The organism is Bifidobacterium santillanense (genome assembly GCF_018555385.1).
Taxonomy (GTDB): Bacteria; Actinomycetota; Actinomycetes; order Actinomycetales; family Bifidobacteriaceae; genus Bifidobacterium; species Bifidobacterium santillanense.
Genome location: NZ_JAFEJS010000003.1, coordinates 1 through 18,241, shown reverse-complemented (window position 1 = coordinate 18,241; position 18,241 = coordinate 1). Strand labels below are relative to the sequence as shown.

General features: G+C 66.8%; 13 protein-coding genes. 10 read left to right on the top strand and 3 right to left on the bottom strand.

Annotation, left to right across the window (positions count from 1 at the left end):
- Positions 1 to 229: 229 nt before the first annotated feature.
- From JS528_RS04205 to JS528_RS04195, 3 genes are all read left to right on the top strand, one after another.
- Positions 230 to 1,117, top strand: a complete 888-nt coding sequence (locus JS528_RS04205) for a hypothetical protein (protein ID WP_214357853.1) — start codon at positions 230 to 232, stop codon at positions 1,115 to 1,117.
- A gap of 156 nt (positions 1,118 to 1,273) precedes the next feature.
- Positions 1,274 to 1,954: an alpha/beta hydrolase gene (locus JS528_RS04200; protein ID WP_240541318.1), complete on the top strand. Its 681-nt coding sequence runs from the start codon at positions 1,274 to 1,276 to the stop codon at positions 1,952 to 1,954.
- Positions 1,955 to 2,143: 189 nt separating this feature from the next.
- Positions 2,144 to 2,980 carry a sulfite exporter TauE/SafE family protein gene (locus JS528_RS04195; RefSeq protein WP_420838185.1) on the top strand — a complete coding sequence of 279 codons (837 nt, stop codon included), beginning with the start codon at positions 2,144 to 2,146 and terminating at the stop codon, positions 2,978 to 2,980.
- Between the two features lie 30 nt (positions 2,981 to 3,010).
- Here the strand turns inward: JS528_RS04195 and JS528_RS04190 are convergent, their stop codons facing one another.
- A complete protein-coding gene (locus JS528_RS04190) occupies positions 3,011 to 3,481 on the bottom strand; it encodes a nucleoside deaminase (RefSeq protein WP_240541317.1) in 471 nt (156 codons plus the stop codon).
- A 214-nt stretch (positions 3,482 to 3,695) separates the two neighbouring features.
- Between JS528_RS04190 and JS528_RS04185 the strand changes: the two genes are divergently transcribed.
- Both JS528_RS04185 and JS528_RS04180 read left to right on the top strand, forming a co-directional pair.
- On the top strand, positions 3,696 to 5,768 hold the full coding sequence (locus JS528_RS04185) for a cation:proton antiporter (RefSeq protein ID WP_214357851.1): 2,073 nt from the start codon (positions 3,696 to 3,698) through the stop codon (positions 5,766 to 5,768).
- 8 nt (positions 5,769 to 5,776) lie between these two features.
- A complete protein-coding gene (locus JS528_RS04180; RefSeq protein WP_420838180.1) occupies positions 5,777 to 8,230 on the top strand; it encodes an alpha-galactosidase in 2,454 nt (817 codons plus the stop codon).
- On the opposite strand, the gene JS528_RS04175 is transcribed toward JS528_RS04180, so the two are convergent.
- Positions 8,227 to 9,462 carry an ROK family protein gene (locus JS528_RS04175; protein ID WP_240541316.1) on the bottom strand — a complete coding sequence of 412 codons (1,236 nt, stop codon included), beginning with the start codon at positions 9,460 to 9,462 and terminating at the stop codon, positions 8,227 to 8,229. The genes JS528_RS04180 and JS528_RS04175 overlap by 4 nt on opposite strands.
- Positions 9,463 to 9,653: 191 nt before the next feature.
- Here JS528_RS04175 and JS528_RS04170 point away from each other — a divergent pair, with 191 nt between their 5' ends.
- The 5 genes from JS528_RS04170 to ilvA all read left to right on the top strand — a co-directional run bounded on the left by JS528_RS04170 (position 9,654) and on the right by ilvA (position 16,537).
- On the top strand, positions 9,654 to 10,985 hold the full coding sequence (locus JS528_RS04170) for an ABC transporter substrate-binding protein (RefSeq protein ID WP_214357849.1): 1,332 nt from the start codon (positions 9,654 to 9,656) through the stop codon (positions 10,983 to 10,985).
- Between the two features lie 17 nt (positions 10,986 to 11,002).
- The gene (locus JS528_RS04165) at positions 11,003 to 11,923 is read left to right on the top strand and encodes a carbohydrate ABC transporter permease (protein ID WP_214357848.1); all 921 of its coding nucleotides are present in this window, start codon (positions 11,003 to 11,005) and stop codon (positions 11,921 to 11,923) included.
- 5 nt (positions 11,924 to 11,928) lie between these two features.
- The gene (locus JS528_RS04160) at positions 11,929 to 12,798 is read left to right on the top strand and encodes a carbohydrate ABC transporter permease (RefSeq protein ID WP_214357847.1); all 870 of its coding nucleotides are present in this window, start codon (positions 11,929 to 11,931) and stop codon (positions 12,796 to 12,798) included.
- A 583-nt stretch (positions 12,799 to 13,381) separates the two neighbouring features.
- Positions 13,382 to 15,220 (top strand): alpha-glucosidase, encoded by a 1,839-nt coding sequence (locus tag JS528_RS04155; RefSeq protein ID WP_214357846.1) that lies wholly within the window; start codon positions 13,382 to 13,384, stop codon positions 15,218 to 15,220.
- Between the two features lie 51 nt (positions 15,221 to 15,271).
- On the top strand, positions 15,272 to 16,537 hold the full coding sequence (gene ilvA / locus JS528_RS04150; RefSeq protein ID WP_214357845.1) for a threonine ammonia-lyase: 1,266 nt from the start codon (positions 15,272 to 15,274) through the stop codon (positions 16,535 to 16,537).
- Positions 16,538 to 16,879: 342 nt separating this feature from the next.
- On the opposite strand, the gene JS528_RS04145 is transcribed toward ilvA, so the two are convergent.
- Positions 16,880 to 17,635: a Sir2 family NAD-dependent protein deacetylase gene (locus tag JS528_RS04145; protein ID WP_214357844.1), complete on the bottom strand. Its 756-nt coding sequence runs from the start codon at positions 17,633 to 17,635 to the stop codon at positions 16,880 to 16,882.
- Positions 17,636 to 18,241: the final 606 nt, after the last annotated feature.

The window sequence follows — 18,241 nt, the reverse complement described above, 5'->3', positions numbered from 1 at the left end:
CTATGAGTTGTCAGCACAAGCCGACCCGGAGCGTTAGCCCCCGTCAAAACTGAACCTTTCTTCTTCTCTCCTTTCTCTGGCCCCGGTGGTTCATCCCACCGGGGTTTTCTTTTGTCATCCAAAAGATGACGTGGTCCCTGATTCATCCCTGAGATCGACCCCGAGGCGCGCATCCCGGCGGTAGACTGGTGCCCAGCAACGGGGCCCGAAGCTGACGAGGGGGAAGATCATGGCGAACGACGAATACGACTTCTTCGCGAATGGTGACGGACAGGGCGGTGCATACGACGAATACGACGGCGACGACGGTCCTCGACGGCGCCGCCGCACGGCCAGGCCCAACAACGGGAACGGTACCGGCCGTACCACCGTCTACCGCGCCGGATTCGGCTCCGAACCCGCCAAGCGCAGCCGGACCGCCGCGATCGTCGCCCTGCTCGCCGGCCTCGTCGCCGTCGCGCTCGGCGCCGCCTCCGCCGCGCACGAGGCCGCGCCCGCCTTCGTCGACCCGGACGGCAGGGTGCCGGGCCGCTACATCGCCCTCGCGTGCGCGATCGCCATCGCCGTCACGTTCGTCTCCGTCATCGTCGCGAAGGCGAACCTGCCGCGCAACAGCCGGCGTCATCGCGTCGCGTCGGGCGGCATCGTCGCGTTCCTGCTCGCCGGACTCCTGCTCGCGTTCGGCGTCGTGTGCGGCGTGCTCTTCCCCGACGGACTCGTCCAGCCGCACGCCGACGACGAGGCGCCGGTCGACAGCGCGGAGTCGATGCGCTTCGGCATCGAACGCGTCACCGGCGAATGCAAGGCCGGCTGGAACGACCTCGACGTGAGCATGTACCCCGGCGTCGAGAACGCGTCCGTGTGCGCCGAGACGCGCGTCGCGTACGTCACGTTCGACTCGAACACCACCGCGCGACTCTATGACAAGCCGGTGCAGACGAAGATCGCGGAACTGCTCACGCAGAACGCCGACGATCCGGCCGCTCAGGGCGACTGGCGGCTGCTCTCCGGCAACCAGTGGCTCGCCTTCGGCCAGTCGGACAAGATGACGCTCCTCGAACAGGAGTGGGGCGGCGCGCTGAGCGAGATCCCCGCGACGTCCGGCGGCAACTCGTGACGAACGTGTGCCGAGTCACACCGACTTGTGCGAATGGCGTCGCGATGAACCGATGCGGATGAGGCACAATGGAGCGAGGACAACATCCGCCGCCGAGGGCGGATGCCGGACGATCGGCGACACACGCGGCATACGCGGCGAGCGAAGAGGCGAGACATGACCATTGACCTGACCGAGGCGCAGTACTCACGCGGCGGGGGAGCGACGCACCCCACGCATCCGATGTTCCTCTGCCTGCACGGCTGGGGGTCGAACGAGATGGAGATGGCCGATCTCATGCGTCAGATCGCGCCGTACAACGACTACGCGTCGCTGCGCGGACCGGTCAGGCTCGCCGGCGGCGACGCCTTCTCGCCCGGCGCGTACGCGTGGTTCGGCGAACGGGTGCCGACCGGCGAGGACCTCGACCGCGCGGCCTACGAGCTCGCGCTCTCGATCGACCGGTGGGTGACGAACAACCTGCCCGACGAACGTCAGGTCGTGCCGCTCGGTTTCTCGCAGGGCGGCCTGCTCGCCGTGCATCTGCTGCGCGTCAATCCGAAACGGTACCGCGCGGCCGTGTCGCTGTCCGGATACCTCGCGCCGGGCGTCGTGCCCGGCACCGCGCCGGCCGACGGCATCCTCGACAACTACAACGTGCCGGTCTTCTACACGTACGGCAAGAACGACGACGTCGTGCCCAAGTACGAGCTGTTCGCCGCGCAGGCGTGGCTGGGCGAGCACACATGGCTCACGACGAAGAGCTACCGCGCGCTCGACCACAACGTGAGCCTCGAGGAGCTCACCGACCTGCGCCAGTGGCTGCTCGACCACGACATCACGTCAGGCATCCTGTGATCCGTCGCGGCCCGGACGGCGATCGTGCGATCCGTCGGCGGCTCCGGTGCGTTCGCCCCGATCGGCGCAGTCGGCGTAGTCGGCGATCCGGACGATAGATGGAAGCCGGCCCGCCCGCGCATGCCGCACGGTCCTAGACTGGGCGGCGTGAACGCAACGGAAACCACAACAACCACAGCAGACGATGCCGTGACGGCCGCCGGCGTCCCCGCCGAGGCGCCCGCCGCATCGATCGACGAGAACCATCTGGACGAATCCCCGCGCGGCCTGACCATCATGGCCGTCGTGGGCGTGTTCGTCGGCATCCTGTCCGGCATGTTCGGCATCGGCGGCGGCACCGTGATCGTGCCGGCGCTGGTGTGGCTGGGACTGACCCAGCGTCACGCGGCCGCCACCTCGATGATGGCGATCGTGCCCACCGCCGTCTCCGGCGTCGTCTCGTACGCTCTCGAGGGCGACGTCGACTGGGTGGCCGCGGCGCTCGTGTTCGCCGGCATGTTCGTCGGCGGGCAGATCGGCTCGTGGCTGCTCTCCAAGCTGCCCGAAATCGCCCTGCGATGGGCGTTCGTGGCGTTCCTCGTGTTCGTGATCATCAATCAGGCCATGTCGAACCCGTCGCGCGACTCGCACATCGTCATGCATCCGATCATGGTGGTCGGGCTCATCGCGTTCGGCGTGGTCGCGGGCGTGCTGGCCGGCCTGCTCGGCATCGGCGGCGGCGCGATCTGCGTGCCCGCCCTGTCGATCATCTTCGGAGCGAGCGACCTCATCGCGCGCGGCACATCGCTGCTGGCCATGTTCCCCAACTCGATCACCACGTCCGTCGCGAACGTGCGCCGGCACATGGTGCACGTCAAGGCCGCGGCGATCATCGGCATCGTCGCCGCCGTCACCGCGCCGCTCGGCACGTGGATCGCCGCCGCGGTCTCGCCGCGCACCGGCGCGATCATGTTCACCGTCTACCTGTCCGTGCTGCTCGTGCGCTCCCTGTTCGTCGCGCTGAAGGCGATGCGCCGGGCGGCGTGACCCGGCGTGACCCGTCCGGCGTCGGGCGTCTCAGCGTCGCCCGGCGAAGAACTCGCCCAGGACGCGGGCGCAGTCGGCCTCGCGCACGCCGCCGATCACTTCCGGCGTGTGGCCGACGTGCGGGTCGCGCGGGATGTCCCAGATCGACCCGCAGGCGCCGAGCTTGGCGTCCCACGCGCCGAACACGATGCGTCCGATGCGCGTCTGCAGGCACGCGCCCGCGCACATCGGGCACGGCTCGAGCGTGACGACGAGCGTGCAGTCGGCGAGGTTCCAGTCGCCGCCGCGCGTCGCCGCGGCCCCGCGCATCGCGACGACCTCCGCGTGGGCGAGCGGGTCGCCGTCGACCTCGCGGGTGTTGAAGCCGTGGCCGATGACCTCGCCGGTCGCGTCGTCGATCACCAGCGCGCCCACCGGCACGTCGCCGGCCTCGGCCGCGCGCGCGGCCAGTGCGAGCGCCTCGTCCATCGCCCTGCCGAGCGTCATCCTGTCGAACATCATGGGGCCAAGTGTACGGGGCGGACCGCCTCGCGCGAAGACGCCCGGAACCAACCCGACAACGGCGGCGAATCCGTCCGTCATCGGCGTCGTCGGCCGTCCGTATCGCCATGTGCTTAACGATTTCCTAACCCGATTTCTATAATCTGGACAACGCCTCACGACAGCAGCGGGGCGTGAGAGGGACCCCAGGAAGAAAGAGACCGAGAAGACCACCATGGATGTCGTCGAGCTGATACTGTGCATTATCGCGGCCGTCGTGCTGTCATCGTTCCTCAGCCGATTCATCCCCAAGGTCTCGACGCCGCTGGTGCAGATCGCGCTCGGCGCCGCCGCCTCGTACCTGCCGTTCTTCCCCGACGTCGAGCTCAACCCTGAGCTGTTCATGGTGCTGTTCATCGCGCCGCTGCTGTACTTGGAGGCGCATGAGATCGACAAATCCGCGCTGCTCAAGACGCTCAAGCTGAGCCTGTCGCTCGCCATCGGACTGGCCATCGCGACGATGGCGGCGGTCGGATTCGTTCTCAACGCGATATGGCCGATCATCCCTCTGGCGGCGGCGCTCGCGCTCGGCGCGGCGCTCGGGCCCACCGACGCGGTCGCGGTCTCCTCGCTCGGCAAGGAGGCGTCGCTCAGTCTGCGTCAACGCGGCGTGCTCAAGGGCGAATCGCTGTTCAACGACGCGTCCGGCATCGTCGGCTTCCAGTTCGCGATCGCGGCGGCGGTGACCGGCGAGTTCGCGGTGGGTGAGGCCGCGGCAGAGTTTGTCGTCTCGTTCATCGGCGGCGCGCTGTTCGGCGTGGCGGTGGGACTGGCCGCGAACTGGCTGTTCGAGACCGTGCGTTCGCTCGGCTGGGAGACGACCACCACGCGCATCCTGATGGAGCTGTTCCTGCCGTTCCTGCTGTATCTGGGCGCCGAGGAGGTGCACGTCTCCGGCATCCTGTCGGTCGTCGCCGCGGGTCTGCTCGTGCGCTTCGACCGCACCGGCATCGGCCCGAACGTGGCGCGCACCAACATCGTCGCCTCCAGCGTGTGGGGCGTGCTGTCGTTCACGTTGAACGGCGCCGTGTTCATCCTGCTGGGCATGCTGCTGCCCGATGCGATGCACGCCAGCTGGGCCGACCCGTGGGTGAGCAACAACATGCTGCTCGGTGTGATCGCGCTGGTCACCGGCGTGGTGATCGTGATGCGCTTCCTCTGGGTGGCGGCCATGCTGCGCATCGCACGCGACGTCAACACCGGCAAGCGTCGTCCGATGACGCGCGAGCGCTGGCGTTCGGCCGCGGTGATGACGTTCGGCGGCGCGAAGGGCACCATCACCCTGTCCCTGATGTTCACCATCCCGTACTACGTGTCCGCGGGCACGCCGTTCCCGATGCGCGACGAGCTGATCTTCATCGCCTCCGGCGTGATCGTGTGCACGCTGCTGCTCGCGAACTTCCTGCTGCCGCTGCTCGCGCCGTATCACGCGAAGGACAACGGCGACGAGCTCGCCGAGATCACCATCGAGGTGCTGCGGCGCACGGTCGAGGAGCTGACCGGCCGCATCACCCCGGAGAACCGCCGCGCGGTGCTCATGGTCATCGATTCGTACACGAAGCGCATCAGCCGCCTCAAGCACCGCATCGGCGCGCTCGACCCGGCCGGATACGGTCAGCTGCAGATCCGCGCGCTCAACTGGGAAAAGGAGTTCGTGCGTGACCGTCTGGTCGATGCGAAGGCGCACCCCGACCCGGACAAGGCCGTGCAGGAGCTCAACGTCGAGGCGTGCGAGCGCATGCTCGACCAGATCATGAACACGCTGCGCCACACGACCGCCGGCCCGGACTCCGGCCGCCTCGGCTGGCAGATCAGCGGCCGTATGCGCGGCTGGCGCCACCGCACGATGAACGTGGTCAAGCGCAGCATCAACCGCATCCGCCGCACCACGCCGCTGGTGAGCGAGGACCAGATCTTCGCGCACATGCGCACGCTGCAGGTCGCGGCCATCGAGCACGTGATCTCGATGCTCGAGGAGGAGATGAGCTACGACCGGTTCAACACCGAGTTCTGCTCGGCCCTGATCCTCGATTACCGCCGCGCGGAGGCGTCGCTCAAGGCCCGCCCGAACATGGAGGGCACGGCCGCGGCCGCCGGCAAGGCCGAGGAGGTCAAGAAGGAGAGCTACGGCATCGAGCTCGGCATCGTGCAGGACATGTTCGAGGCCGGCGACATCTCCCGAGCCCAGGCCAAGGCGTTGCGCCGCAACATCTATGTCATGCAGGTCGATGCCGACTCCGGCATCTGACCTGCATCATGCGAATTAGTTTCCTCGGTGGGGGAACACTCTGGGGGATGGAAAGGAAAACCGTCCGTCATACCATCGGAGTCAGCAAAACCGTTGTGAACCCTCACGGATCATCCGATCCGGTCCTCGAGCACCCAAGGAGATATGCAATGTCGCGCATCGAACGATTCCACGGCACCGCCGCCGACGGCACCGCACTGACCGTCGTCTACGCCGAGCAGGCCGACGCACGCGTCGCGTTCGCCCTCGTCCTCGCCGGCGACGCCCTGCCCCGCCTCGTCCACTGGGGACGTCCGCTCGCGGCCCCCGAGACCCTCCTCGACGCCTACGACGCCCTGAAGCCGCAGCGTGTCTCCGGCGCGCTCGACGAGACCGCCTGGCCGTCCATTCTGCCCACGCAGAGCGAGGCGTGGATTGGCGACGAACGCCTCACGGTGCGTCGCGGCGGCGTCGAGCTGTTCTGCCGCTTCGCCGTCACCGACATCCGCATCGCCCTCGCCGAGCGTGACGCGATCGACGTCGCGCAGGCCGCCGACGCCCCCGAATCCACGCCCGCCGAAGCCCGCGTGGCCGTGCCGGGCGCGAGCGTCGAGACGCCGGTCGTCACCGTCGTCGCCGAGGACACCGAGCAGGGCGTGGGCCTCGAATGGACCGCCGAACTGCTGCACGGCGGCCTGATCCGCCAGCGCGCCGTCGTGCGCGACCTCGCCGCCGGCGTCGCGCCGCTCGAGATCGGCAAGGTCGAGCTCGGCTTCCCGCTGCCCGCGCTCGCAAGCGAGATCCTCACCACCACCGGCCACCACCTGCGCGAGCGCAGCCCGCAGCGCCAGCCGCTCACCGTCGGCCGCTTCGAGAAGGTCGCGATGGCCGGACGCCCCGACTTCGACGCCTCCCTGCTCCTGACCGCCGGCACGCCCGGCTTCGGCTTCGAGCACGGCGAGGCCTACTCCGTGCACGTCGGCTGGAGCGGCAACAGCGTGCTGTCCGCCGAACGCCAGCCGTACACCACCGGCCTGATCGGCGGCGGCGAGGTGCTCATGGGCGGCGAGATCACGCTGTCCGCCGGCACCGCCACCGACTCCTACACCACCCCGTGGGTCTACGGCTCCTACGGCGATGGCCTCAACGAGATCGCCGCGCGCTTCCATACCCGCCTGCGCGACCTCCACCCCGAACTCGTCGCCAAGCCGCGCCCGATCATCCTCAACACATGGGAGGCCGTCTACTTCCAGCACGACTTCGACACCCTGAAGGCGCTCGCCGACAAGGCCGTCGAATCCGGTGTCGAACGCTTCGTCGTCGACGACGGCTGGTTCGGCTCCCGCCGCGACGACACCTCCGGCCTCGGCGACTGGCACATCGCCAAGGAGGTCTGGCCCGACGGCGACAGGAGCCTCAAGGCGCTCGCCGACTACGTGCACGCCAAGGGCATGGAGTTCGGCCTGTGGTTCGAGCCCGAGATGGTCAACCCCGACTCCGATCTGTACCGCGCCCACCCCGACTGGGTCCTCAAGCCGACGGCGGGCCGTCTGCCGATGCAGGGCCGCAGCCAGCAGGTCCTCGACCTGACCAACCTGGACGCCTACGCGTACCTGTACGGTGCGATGGACGCGCTCGTCGGCGAGCTCGGCATCGACTACATCAAGTGGGATCACAACAAGCTCGTCACCGAGGCCGTCTCCCCGCGCACCGGCCGTCCGGCCGTGCACGAGCAGACCCTCGCCGTCTACCGCATCTTCCGCGACCTGCGCGCGGCGCATCCGGGCCTCGAGATCGAGAGCTGCTCGTCCGGCGGCGGCCGTGTGGACCTCGGCATCCTCGAGTTCGCGAGCCGCATCTGGGTGTCCGACTGCGTCGATCCGGTCGAGCGCGCCGACATCCAGCGCTACACGTCGCTGCTCGTGCCGCCGGCCATGATGGGCGAGCACGTGGGTGCGTCCCCCGCGCACTCCACGCACCGCGCCACCAGCCAGGAGCTGCGGATGGCGATGGCCTTCTTCGGCCATATGGGCGTCGAATGGAACCTGCTCAAGGAGCCGCAGGAGGCGCTGGACAAGCTCGGCGCCTGGTTCGCCGAGTTCAAGCGCCACCGCGCCTGGTTCGCGGTCGACACGTGCGTCCACGCCGACGCGGCCGATCCGGCCGTGCGCGTCGACGGCATGGTCAAGCCCGACCGCTCCGCCGCGTTCTACCGCTTCACGCAGCTGACCACCGGCCAGACCTACCCGGCCGCGCCGATCCGCGTGCCCGGTCTCGACCCGGACGGCGTCTACCGCATCCAGCCGCTGTACCTCGACCTCGATCTGGAAACCCCGGGCCTCGGCAACGGCCAGTCGCCGCTCGGCTGGTGGACCGCGGACGGCGTCCTCGCCACCGGCCGAGCGCTCGAGACCTACGGTCTGCGCCCGCCGAGCCTCCATCCGGCCCAAGCGGTCCTGTTCACCGCGATTCGCGAACGCTAGTCCAGGTAGCGCACGATCACGCGCGAAGCTGCGGCCTTGGCCCACAGCTGCCAGTCGTGGTCGACGACCGTGAACTCGACCGGCGACGCCTGGCTGTGCCGGTAGCGGTTGATGCCGTCGCGGATCGGGTCGATCGCCATCCTCGCGAGGAACGCCGATTCGCCGGCGATCATCACCTTCGACGGCATCGCGATGTTCGCGATCGTCGCGATGAGCGATCCCAGACGGAAGCACGTCCTGTCGAGCAGCCGTGACGCCTGCGGGACCCCCGCGCGGGCGTCGCGCGCGAAATCGTCGAACGTGCACGCCCGGCCCATCATCTGCGAGTACTGGTCGGCGAGTGAATCGTCGGTCAGGCACTGCGCGCAGCCGATGTGCCCGGCCGTGCAGCGCGGACCCTCCGGGTCGACGAGCACGTGCCCGAGCAGCCCGTAGCTCTTGTCCGGGCAGGAGACGGGACGGCCGTGCATCGCCAGCGAATAGCCGATGCCCACGCCGATCGTGAGCACCGCGAACGCTTCCAGCCCGACGCCCGGCCCGAACCAGCTGGCGTCCACCAGCAGCGAGTCGATGTCGTTGTACACGCCGCACGGCAGGCCCGTCGCCCGCTCCACCATCGAGGCGAGCGGCACGTCGTGATCCCAGCGCAGGAACGGCGCGAACGTGACGACCCGGTCGTCCGCCACATGCCCGCCGATCGCCATGCCGACCGCGGTGGGGGAGGGCAGCCCGGCCGCCGTCACATCGTCGACGCACTCGCGCACGAGACCGGCGAGCACCTGCGTCACCGACTCGGGGGAACGGTCCGGGAACGCCGACTCGTGCCGCCCGGAGACGACCTCGCCGTGCGCGTTGACCACCGCGGCGATCGCCGACGTGCCGTGCGCCTTGATGCCGATGAACGTGCGCGCGTTCGAGCACAGCGCCAGCGCGGTCTGCGGGCGGCCGCGCCGATCCGAGCTCTCCTTGGGTGTGAACCCCTGCGGCAGCGGGCCGCGCGAGACCGAATCGCCCGGCAGCTCCTCGATCACGCCCGCGTAGATCAGATCGCTCGTGATGCGCGACAGCGCCCCCTGCGACAGTCCCAGCAGCTGCGCCAGCGTCGTGCGGGCGATCGGTCCGTACTTCGCGATCGCACACGCCACGCGATGCATGTACTCCGATCCCTCGAACCACTGCGGAAACTCCATCGATCCCTGCGATTCCAACGTTTTCCCCGATTCGTCGACCATGACAACATCCTCTCCGAACCCGATCGAACCCCGAATTCCATTCCAAGAATACATAATTCGCGCGTGTTTAGTTTCCAACGCGAGGGGGCACGCTCGCGCTTGGAATGAAAAATATCGAACCGTATCGTTGGGGGCATGCTCCGCGGCACTGAGGCGGCGGGCACCAGGAGAACAGCTTAAGGAGTCTACGAATGAAGTGCGATTCCCCCAATTCGGATGCGAGGACGGCCTCGTCGGTCCGTCCGTCGCGACTGTCGCGCCCGCTGCGCGCGATCGCCACGCGCGTCGTCGCGGGCGTCTGCGCGCTCGCGGTCGGCGTCGGACTGGCCGGCTGCGGCGCGAACACCGCCGGCACCGTCACGCTTGATTTCTTCCAGTTCAAGTCCGAGGCGGCCGACTGGTTCAAGCAGGCCGCGGCGGAGTTCGAAAAGGAAAACCCGACCATCAAGATCAACATCAACAACTCCGCCAACGCGCAGACCGATCTGCGCACCAGGTTCGTGAAGAACCGCGTCCCCGACGTCATCACCTTCAACGGCGACATCAGCTTCGGCAACTTCGCCGCATCCGGCGTCTTCTACGACTTCACCGACGAGCCGATCGTCGACAAGCTCAACCCCGGCATGGTCCAGATCGCGAAGAACCTCGTGCAGACCACCGACCAGTCCAAGAAGCGCCTGTACGGCCTGCCGTTCGCCGGCAACGCCTCCGGCTACATCTACAACAAGGCGATCTGGCGCAAGGCCGGCGTCGATCCGGAGAACCCGCCGAGCACGTGGAGCGAGTTCACCGCGATGCTCCAGAAGTTCCGCGATCAGGGCATCAACCCGGTCGAGGCCACCGTCGCCGACGCGTGGACCACGCAGGCGCCGCTCGCCTCCCTCGCCGGCACGCTCGTGCCCGAAAGCGAGTACACGAACCTCAAGAAGGGCACCACGACCTTCCAGAAGATCTGGAAGGAGACGGTGACCAAGGAGGTCGAGCTGTTCAAGTACGCCGACGGCGACAAGGGCATCACCTACCAGCAGGGCACGCAGAACTTCGCCAAGGGCTCCGCCGCGATCATCCCGCTCGGCACCTACGCCATCCCGCAGATCCTCATGATCAACGCGAAGGCCGACCTCGGATTCGCGCAGATGCCCGCCACCGAGAACGCCGACGAGCAGATCCTCACCGCCGGCGACGACGTCATGATCACGATGGGCGCCAACACCAAGCACAAGGCCGAGGCGATGAAGTTCATCGAGTTCCTGATGAGCGAGAAGACCCTCAACGACTACGCCGACGCGAACTCCGCGATCACCCCGCTCAAGAAGACGCACTTCGGCAACAAGGCCCTCGAGACGGTCCGCCCGTTCTTCGAGAAGAACAAGGTGGCCGACTTCTGCGACCACTACATCCCGTCCTCGATCAACATCGGCGGCTACCTGCAGACGATGGTGACCAGCGGCAATACGAACCGCTTCCTGAACCAGATGCAGACCGAATGGGACAAGGTCCAGGCCAGGACCTTCACGAACTGAAAGGGAGGAGAAGGATCATGACAACCGCAACGAAATCCGCCGCGTCGAAGCCGGCCAAGAAGCGCTCCGCGTTCTCCGACCGCAAGGTCGACCACGCCTTCTACTGGATGGCCGTGCCCGCCGCGATCATCTTCGCGATCTTCCTGTACGTGCCGTTCCTGCAGGGCGTGATGTACTCGTTCACCAACTCGCAGGGCTACGGCGACTACGACTTCATCGGCATCAAGAACTACATCGCCCTGTTCCAGGACAACCGCGTGGGCCACGCCTACCTGTTCACGTTCCTCATCGCCGTGGCGATCACCATCCTCATCAACGTGATCGCGATGTTCATCGCGGTCGCCTTGAACGGCAAGATCGCGTTCAAGAACGGCTTCCGCGCGATCTTCTTCGTGCCCTACACCCTGTCCGTGCTGGTCATCGGCTACGTGTTCAAGTACATCTTCATGAACCCGCTGCCCGAGCTCGGCAAGGCGCTCGGCATCGGATGGCTCTCCGAGTCGCTGATCACCAGCGAGCAGTACTCGTGGGTGCCGATCGTCTTCCTCGCCGTGTGGCAGGGCGTCGCCTACTCCGTGCTGCTCTACCTCGCCGGCCTGCAGACCATCGACGACGAGATCTACGAGGCGGCCGCGCTCGACGGCGTCAACCCGTGGCAGAAGTTCTGGAAGATCACCTTCCCGCTGATCGGCCCGTTCTTCACCATCAACCTCGTCCTGTCCATGAAGAACGCGCTCGGCACGTTCGACCAGGTGGTCGCCCTGACCGACGGCGGTCCGAACTCCGCCACCGAGACCGTGACCTACCTCATCTGGAAGGGCGGCCTGACCGGCGGCGAGTACGCGTACCAGACCGCCAACGCCGTGCTCTTCTTCATCGTCCTCGCGATCATCGCGTTCATCCAGCTCAAGTTCTTCGGCAGCAAGGAAAAGGTGTGAGTGCCATGAGTGCCGCAATGTCTGCAACGTCCAAGTCCGGCTCCAAGCCCGAGAAGTTCCGCAAGGACCACAACATCAACTGGTGGCTCACCGCCGCCGTCGCGGTCCTGTCCCTGACGATCCTGATCCCGCTGTACTTCACGATCGTCACCGCCCTGAAGACCCCGGCCGAGGCCGGCACGTTCGCCCTGCCGACCTCGTGGGAGTGGCACAACTTCGCCGACGCGTCCGCCAAGGTCAACTACCCGAAGGCCGCGCTCAACTCCGCGATCATCACGGTGGCCGCCGTGGTCATCACGCTGCTGACCAACACGTTCGTCGCGTACGCGGTGGCCCGCAACATGGACAAGCGCTTCTTCCGCTTCCTGTACTACTTCTTCATCGCGGCCATGTTCGTGCCGTTCCCGGTCGTCATGCTGCCGATCGCCAAGCAGATGGGCTCCTGGCACCTCGACAACCAGGCCGGCCTGATCCTGCTGTACGTGGTGCTGGGCCTGGGCACGAACCTGTTCATCGCGACCGGCTTCATCCGTTCGATCCCCGTCTCGCTCGAGGAGGCCGCCCGCATCGACGGCGCCGGCACGTGGCGCATCTTCTGGAAGATCATCTTCCCGCTGATGAGCCCGATCAACGCCACGATCGCGATCACCACCGCGCTGTGGGCCTGGAACGACTTCCTCCTGCCGCTCATCGTCCTGACCGACCAGTCCAACCAGACGATCCCGCTGGCCCAGTACGTCTTCAGCTCGCAGTTCGCCACCAACTACCCGATGGCCTTCTCCAGCTACCTGATGGCCATGGCCCCGATCATCGTCGTCTACATCTTCGCCCAGAAGTGGGTGATCGGCGGCGTGATGAGGGGCGCTGTGAAGTGAAACTGCACTGCGCCGAGCGGGACGAGCCGGTGATGCGAACAGTCCGGTGGACTGTTCGCCGGCTCGGGCGGCCGACAGGCCGTGCACCCGCGAGGCAACGATGAGTCTCGCCCGTAGGGCGAGTCCGTAATTGCAGGACGCGGTGAAGTAAGACCCTACCGTTCCTCTCCTCCTCAGCGAGAGATCCCCGCCACCATGTGGCTGATATCTCTCGCTCACCTCCATCCTGGCGAGCCATTCCCGCCACTTCATCACGAAAACCTCTCGCTGGCCTCCTCCGGCGAGAGGTTTTCGCCATATGGCGGCACGCATCTCTCGCTAAGGGAGCCCGCAGCGAGAGAAAACCGCCACGAGATGGCAATTCTCTCCCGCTGGAACAGCCGCGGCTCCGCTCGGGCACCGTTCGCCCGTGGTATTACTTTCCGCCGCGCCCGTAACCGGTCCCGATGGGAATGAAAACCGCCGACCCCTATCCTGTCCGATAGGACCGCACGCCAAGCCGTGACACCCGTGCGGCCGCGATCAACCGCATACCCGAAACGCGCCAACGCGCACCAACCACACAACCGCAAAGGAGCCAACGATGACCTCTTTCAACCGTGAGACCCTGCCCGACGCCGTCCGCACGAACGGCGCCACCCCGAACCCGTGGTGGTCGAACGCCGTCGTCTACCAGATCTACCCGCGCTCGTTCCAGGACACCAACGGCGACGGCTTCGGCGACCTCAAGGGCATCACGTCCCGCCTCGACTACCTCGCCGACCTCGGCGTCGACGTGCTGTGGCTCTCCCCGGTCTACAAGTCCCCGCAGGACGACAACGGCTACGACATCTCCGACTATCAGGACATCGACCCGCTGTTCGGCACGCTCGACGACATGGACGAGCTGCTCGCCGAGGCGCACAAGCGCGGCCTGAAGATCGTGATGGACCTCGTCGTCAACCACACCTCCGACGAGCACGCGTGGTTCGAGGCGTCGAAGGACAAGAACGACCCGCACGCCGACTGGTACTGGTGGCGTCCCGCCCGCCCGGGCCGCGAGCCCGGCACCCCCGGCGCCGAGCCGAACCAGTGGGGCTCCTACTTCGGCGGCTCCGCGTGGGAGTACAGCCCGGAGCGCGGCGAGTACTACCTGCACCAGTTCTCGAAGAAGCAGCCCGACCTCAACTGGGAGAACCCGGCCGTGCGCCGCGCCGTGTACGACATGATGAACTGGTGGCTCGACCGCGGCGTCGACGGCTTCCGCATGGACGTCATCACCCTGATCTCCAAGCGCACCGACGCGGCCGGACGCCTGCCCGGCGAGGCCGGCTCCGAGATCGAGGACCTGCCGGTGGGCGAGGAGGGCTACTCCAACCCGAACCCGTTCTGCGCCGACGGCCCGCGTCAGGACGAGTTCCTCGCCGAGATGCGCCGCGAGGTCTTCGACGGCCGCGACGGCTTCCTCACCGTCGGCGAGGCCCCCGGCATCACCGCAGCGCGCAACGAGCACATCACTGATCCGGCCAACGGTGAGCTCGACATGCTCTTCCTGTTCGAGCACGTCGACTTCGACTGCGAGGGTGTCAAGTGGAAGCCGCTGCCGCTCGATCTGCCGCGCCTGAAGTCCATCATGGCCGGCTATCAGACCGCCGTCGCGAACGTCGGATGGGCCAGCCTGTTCACCGGCAACCACGACCAGCCGCGCGTCGTCTCCCGCTGGGGCGACGACTCCAACGAGACCGATCGCGTCCTGTCCGCCAAGGCGTGGGGCCTCGTGCTGCACATGCACCGCGGCACCCCCTACGTCTACCAGGGCGAGGAGCTTGGCATGACCAACGCGCACTTCACCTCGCTCGATCAGTACCGCGACCTCGAGTCCCTCAACGCCTACCGCCAGCGCGTCGAGGAGGCCAAGGTGCAGAGCCCCGAGTCGATGATGGCCGGCATCGCCGCGCGCGGCCGCGATAACTCCCGCACCCCGATGCAGTGGGACGGCTCCGCCTACGCCGGCTTCACCGCGCCCGACGCGCCCGTCGAGCCGTGGATCGCCGTCAACCCGAACCACGCCGAGATCAACGCCGCCGGTGAGTTCGACGACCCGGACTCCGTGTACTCGTTCTACAAGCAGCTCATCGCCCTGCGCCACAGCGACCCGGTGGTCTCCGCCGGCGACTGGGAGCTGATCGACGCCGCCGACCCGCACGTCTACGCCTTCACGCGCACCCTCGCCGCCGCCCCCGGAGTCACGGGCGGCAGACTGCTCGTCGTCGCGAACCTGTCCGGCCGCACCGTCGACCTGCCGTCCGACGCCTCCGCGCTCGTCGCCGCCGGCGTCACCGAACCGCAGATCGCGATCGCCACCTACGGCGCGTCCCACGCTGTCGTCTCCCTCGCCAACCGCGAGCTCGACCCGTGGGAGGCCGTCGTCGTCAGGCTGTGATGCGAGACAGGCGGGGCGTCATCGGCGTCCCGCCACCTAAAATGACCTCTTATGGAACAAAAAGACGTCCTCAAAGCATTGCAGCGTGACCATGCGGCCGAACTGAAGAAGGCCGCCGAGCGGTTGAAGGGGACCGCCCGCCACACGGAGATCATCCCCTCGCCGACCCTGTCCGAGATGACCGGCCACGAGATCCTCCTCAAGCCCGAGAACCTCCAGGTCACCGGCTCGTTCAAGATCCGCGGCGCGTACAACAAGATCGCCTCCCTGTCCGAGGAGGAGCTCGCCCGCGGCATCGTCACCGCCTCCGCCGGCAACCACGCGCAGGGCGTCGCCTACGCGGCCCGCGAACGCGGCGCCAAGGCCACGATCTGCATGCCGACCATCACCCCGCCGCTCAAGGTCGACGCCACCAAGGCGTACGGCGCCGACGTGGTCCTCTACGGTGACGTCTTCGACGAATCCGCCGCCCATGCCGCCGAACTGAGCGAACAGGAGGGCATGATCTACGTGCCGCCGTTCGACGACTACGAGGTCATCTGCGGCCAGGGCACCATCGCCCTCGAGATCCTCGAGGACGTCCCCAACGTCACCGACGTCGTCGTCCCGCTCGGCGGCGGCGGCCTCGGCGCGGGCGTCGCGCTCGCCATCAAGACCTTCAAGCCCGAGGTGCGCGTGATCGGTGCGATCCCGGAGGGCTCGCCGGCATGGAAGAACTCGCTGTCGGCCGGCCGCGTCGTGCCCGCCGACCAGGTGCTCACCTCCGCCGAGGGCGTCGCCGTCAAGCATCCGGGCGATCTCACCTTCGCGTTGCTCAACGAGTTCCTCGACGACCTCGTCACCGTCACCGAGCGCGACATCAACGAGATGATCCTGCTCATGCTCGAGAAGCACAAGCTCGTCGTCGAGGCCGCCGGCGCGGTCTCGCTCGCCGCGCTCGAGCACCTGAATCTGCGCTCGCGCAAGTTCGCATCCGCTCCCGGCCCGCACGTGGTCGTGCCGATCATGTCCGGCGGCAACATCGACACCGTGACGATGGGCGCGGTCATCCAGAAGGGCATGATCGCCCGCGGGCGCATCATGAACTTCGAGGTCGAACTGCCCGATACCCCGGGCCAGCTCGTCAAGGTTGCCACGCTGCTCGCGCGCGAACGCGCCAACGTCATCGCGCTCGACCACGACCAGTTCAAGGCGTCCGGCCACTACACGAATGCGGTGTCGCTCGGCGTGACGGTCGAGACCAACGGCCCCGACCACATCGACCGCATCCTCGCCGCCCTCAAGGCCGAAGGTTTCCAGCCCAAGCGCATCTACTGAATATTGATTGATGCGTCATTGCCGGATAGTGCGGTGACCGCGGAGAGGCGAAGTAATCCGGTGGCCGCGAAGGACCGCCATGTCCTGTTCCCGACACGCTCCAGGCCGCTCGGCCAAGCCTACGGTCGGGAACAGGACATGGCGGTCCTTCGCTCTGTTGCGTAGTCCACTTCCGTTGTAGTCGCGTGGCAAGGCCGTTACATTCGCTGGAAGTGAGGAGGGGATTCCGTATCCCGTTCCCCGACCGTAGGCTTGGCCGAGCGGCCTTGAGCGTGTCGGGGAACGGGATACGGAATCCCCTCCGTCCGCCGCTCATCAAAGCATCGGAACGGAAGCGGACCGTCAGCTGTTTTCGGCGATGGTTTCGTCGACGAGTTTGGGGAGCGCGACGGCGATGTCGTCGTGGATGAGGCGCGTGGCGAGGCGGTCGTACTGCGTGCGGCCCATGTTCATGATGGTGATCGGCACGCCCGCCTGTGCGGCGACCGGCACGATGCTTGCGGCCGGGAACACCTCCAGCGTCGAGCCGATGACCCACAGTTCGTCGGCCTTGGTGGCGCGTTCGTACGACTTCTCCATCGCGCCGTCGGGCAGCGCCTCGCCGAAGTAGACGACGTCGGTCTTGATCATGCCGTTGCAGGGCATGTTCCCCTGGTACTTGAGCAGGCGATGGCAACGCGGGTCCGGCTCCTCGTCCAGCTTCGCCATGATGTCGGCGGTGTTGTACTTCGCGTGGCACTTCATGCAGTGCGACGTGCCGATCGTGCCGTGCAGGTTCACGATGAGGTCCGGGCTGTTGCCGGCCTTCTCATGCAGGGCGTCGAAGTTCTGGGTGGCGAGCAGCGTGAGCATGCCGGCCTTCTCGAGCTTGACCAGCGCCTTGTGCGCGACGCCGGGCTGCGCGTTCCAGACGGGGGATTCCTTCTGCCAGCGCCACGAGTATTCGCGCGCCTCCTTGTCGGTCATGAACGCGTCGATGTCGTACACGCTCATCTGATCGGGGTGCTTGGTCCACACGCCGTCGGGTCCGCGGAAGTCGGGGATGCCGGCGGAGGTCGAGATGCCCGCGCCGGTCAGTACTGCGATTTTCTTCGTCATAGCTATAGGTATACGCGCCTTCCGTGGCATCGGCGTGACGATGGCCGTCCATGATGTTCCGGAACGGGGGGTCGGGGAAGAGCGCCTGTGTTTCGCTCCATACTGCCGGTCCGTGAGGGGCGTGGTTGGTGTCGACGGCCGGTCCGGGCATGAGGTACAGGCAGGCCGATGCGCATTCGATGATGGATCGCATGCCGGTCCGTGACGGCGTATGGCCGCTTCGTCCCCGTTTGTTCATATGTCCGCCATGTCGTTCCTTCGTCGGTGACGTCGACGGCGGTATCCTTGATGGCAGGACGTGACGTGTCGGAGCCTATTTCGACACGCCGATGGATCGTTGTGTTTTCAACGGTTTGCGCCCTTCTTTCGTCGTGCCGGTTGCGTGATAACGCCGGAGTGTGTAGATTATTCATCTGTTGCCACTCAGCATGGCGGTTGGATTCCAGATTTTTGGTTCTGATTCAGCTTGTTGATGTGTGTGGTGGTTTGAGAACTCAAGAGTGTGTTTGTACTACTTCTTTATAGTCAATGATTGCCAGTCCGGCCCAAGCCTTCTGCTGTGTGTGGTGGGTTCCCTTGCGGGTTGAATTTGGGTCGGGGTTTTGT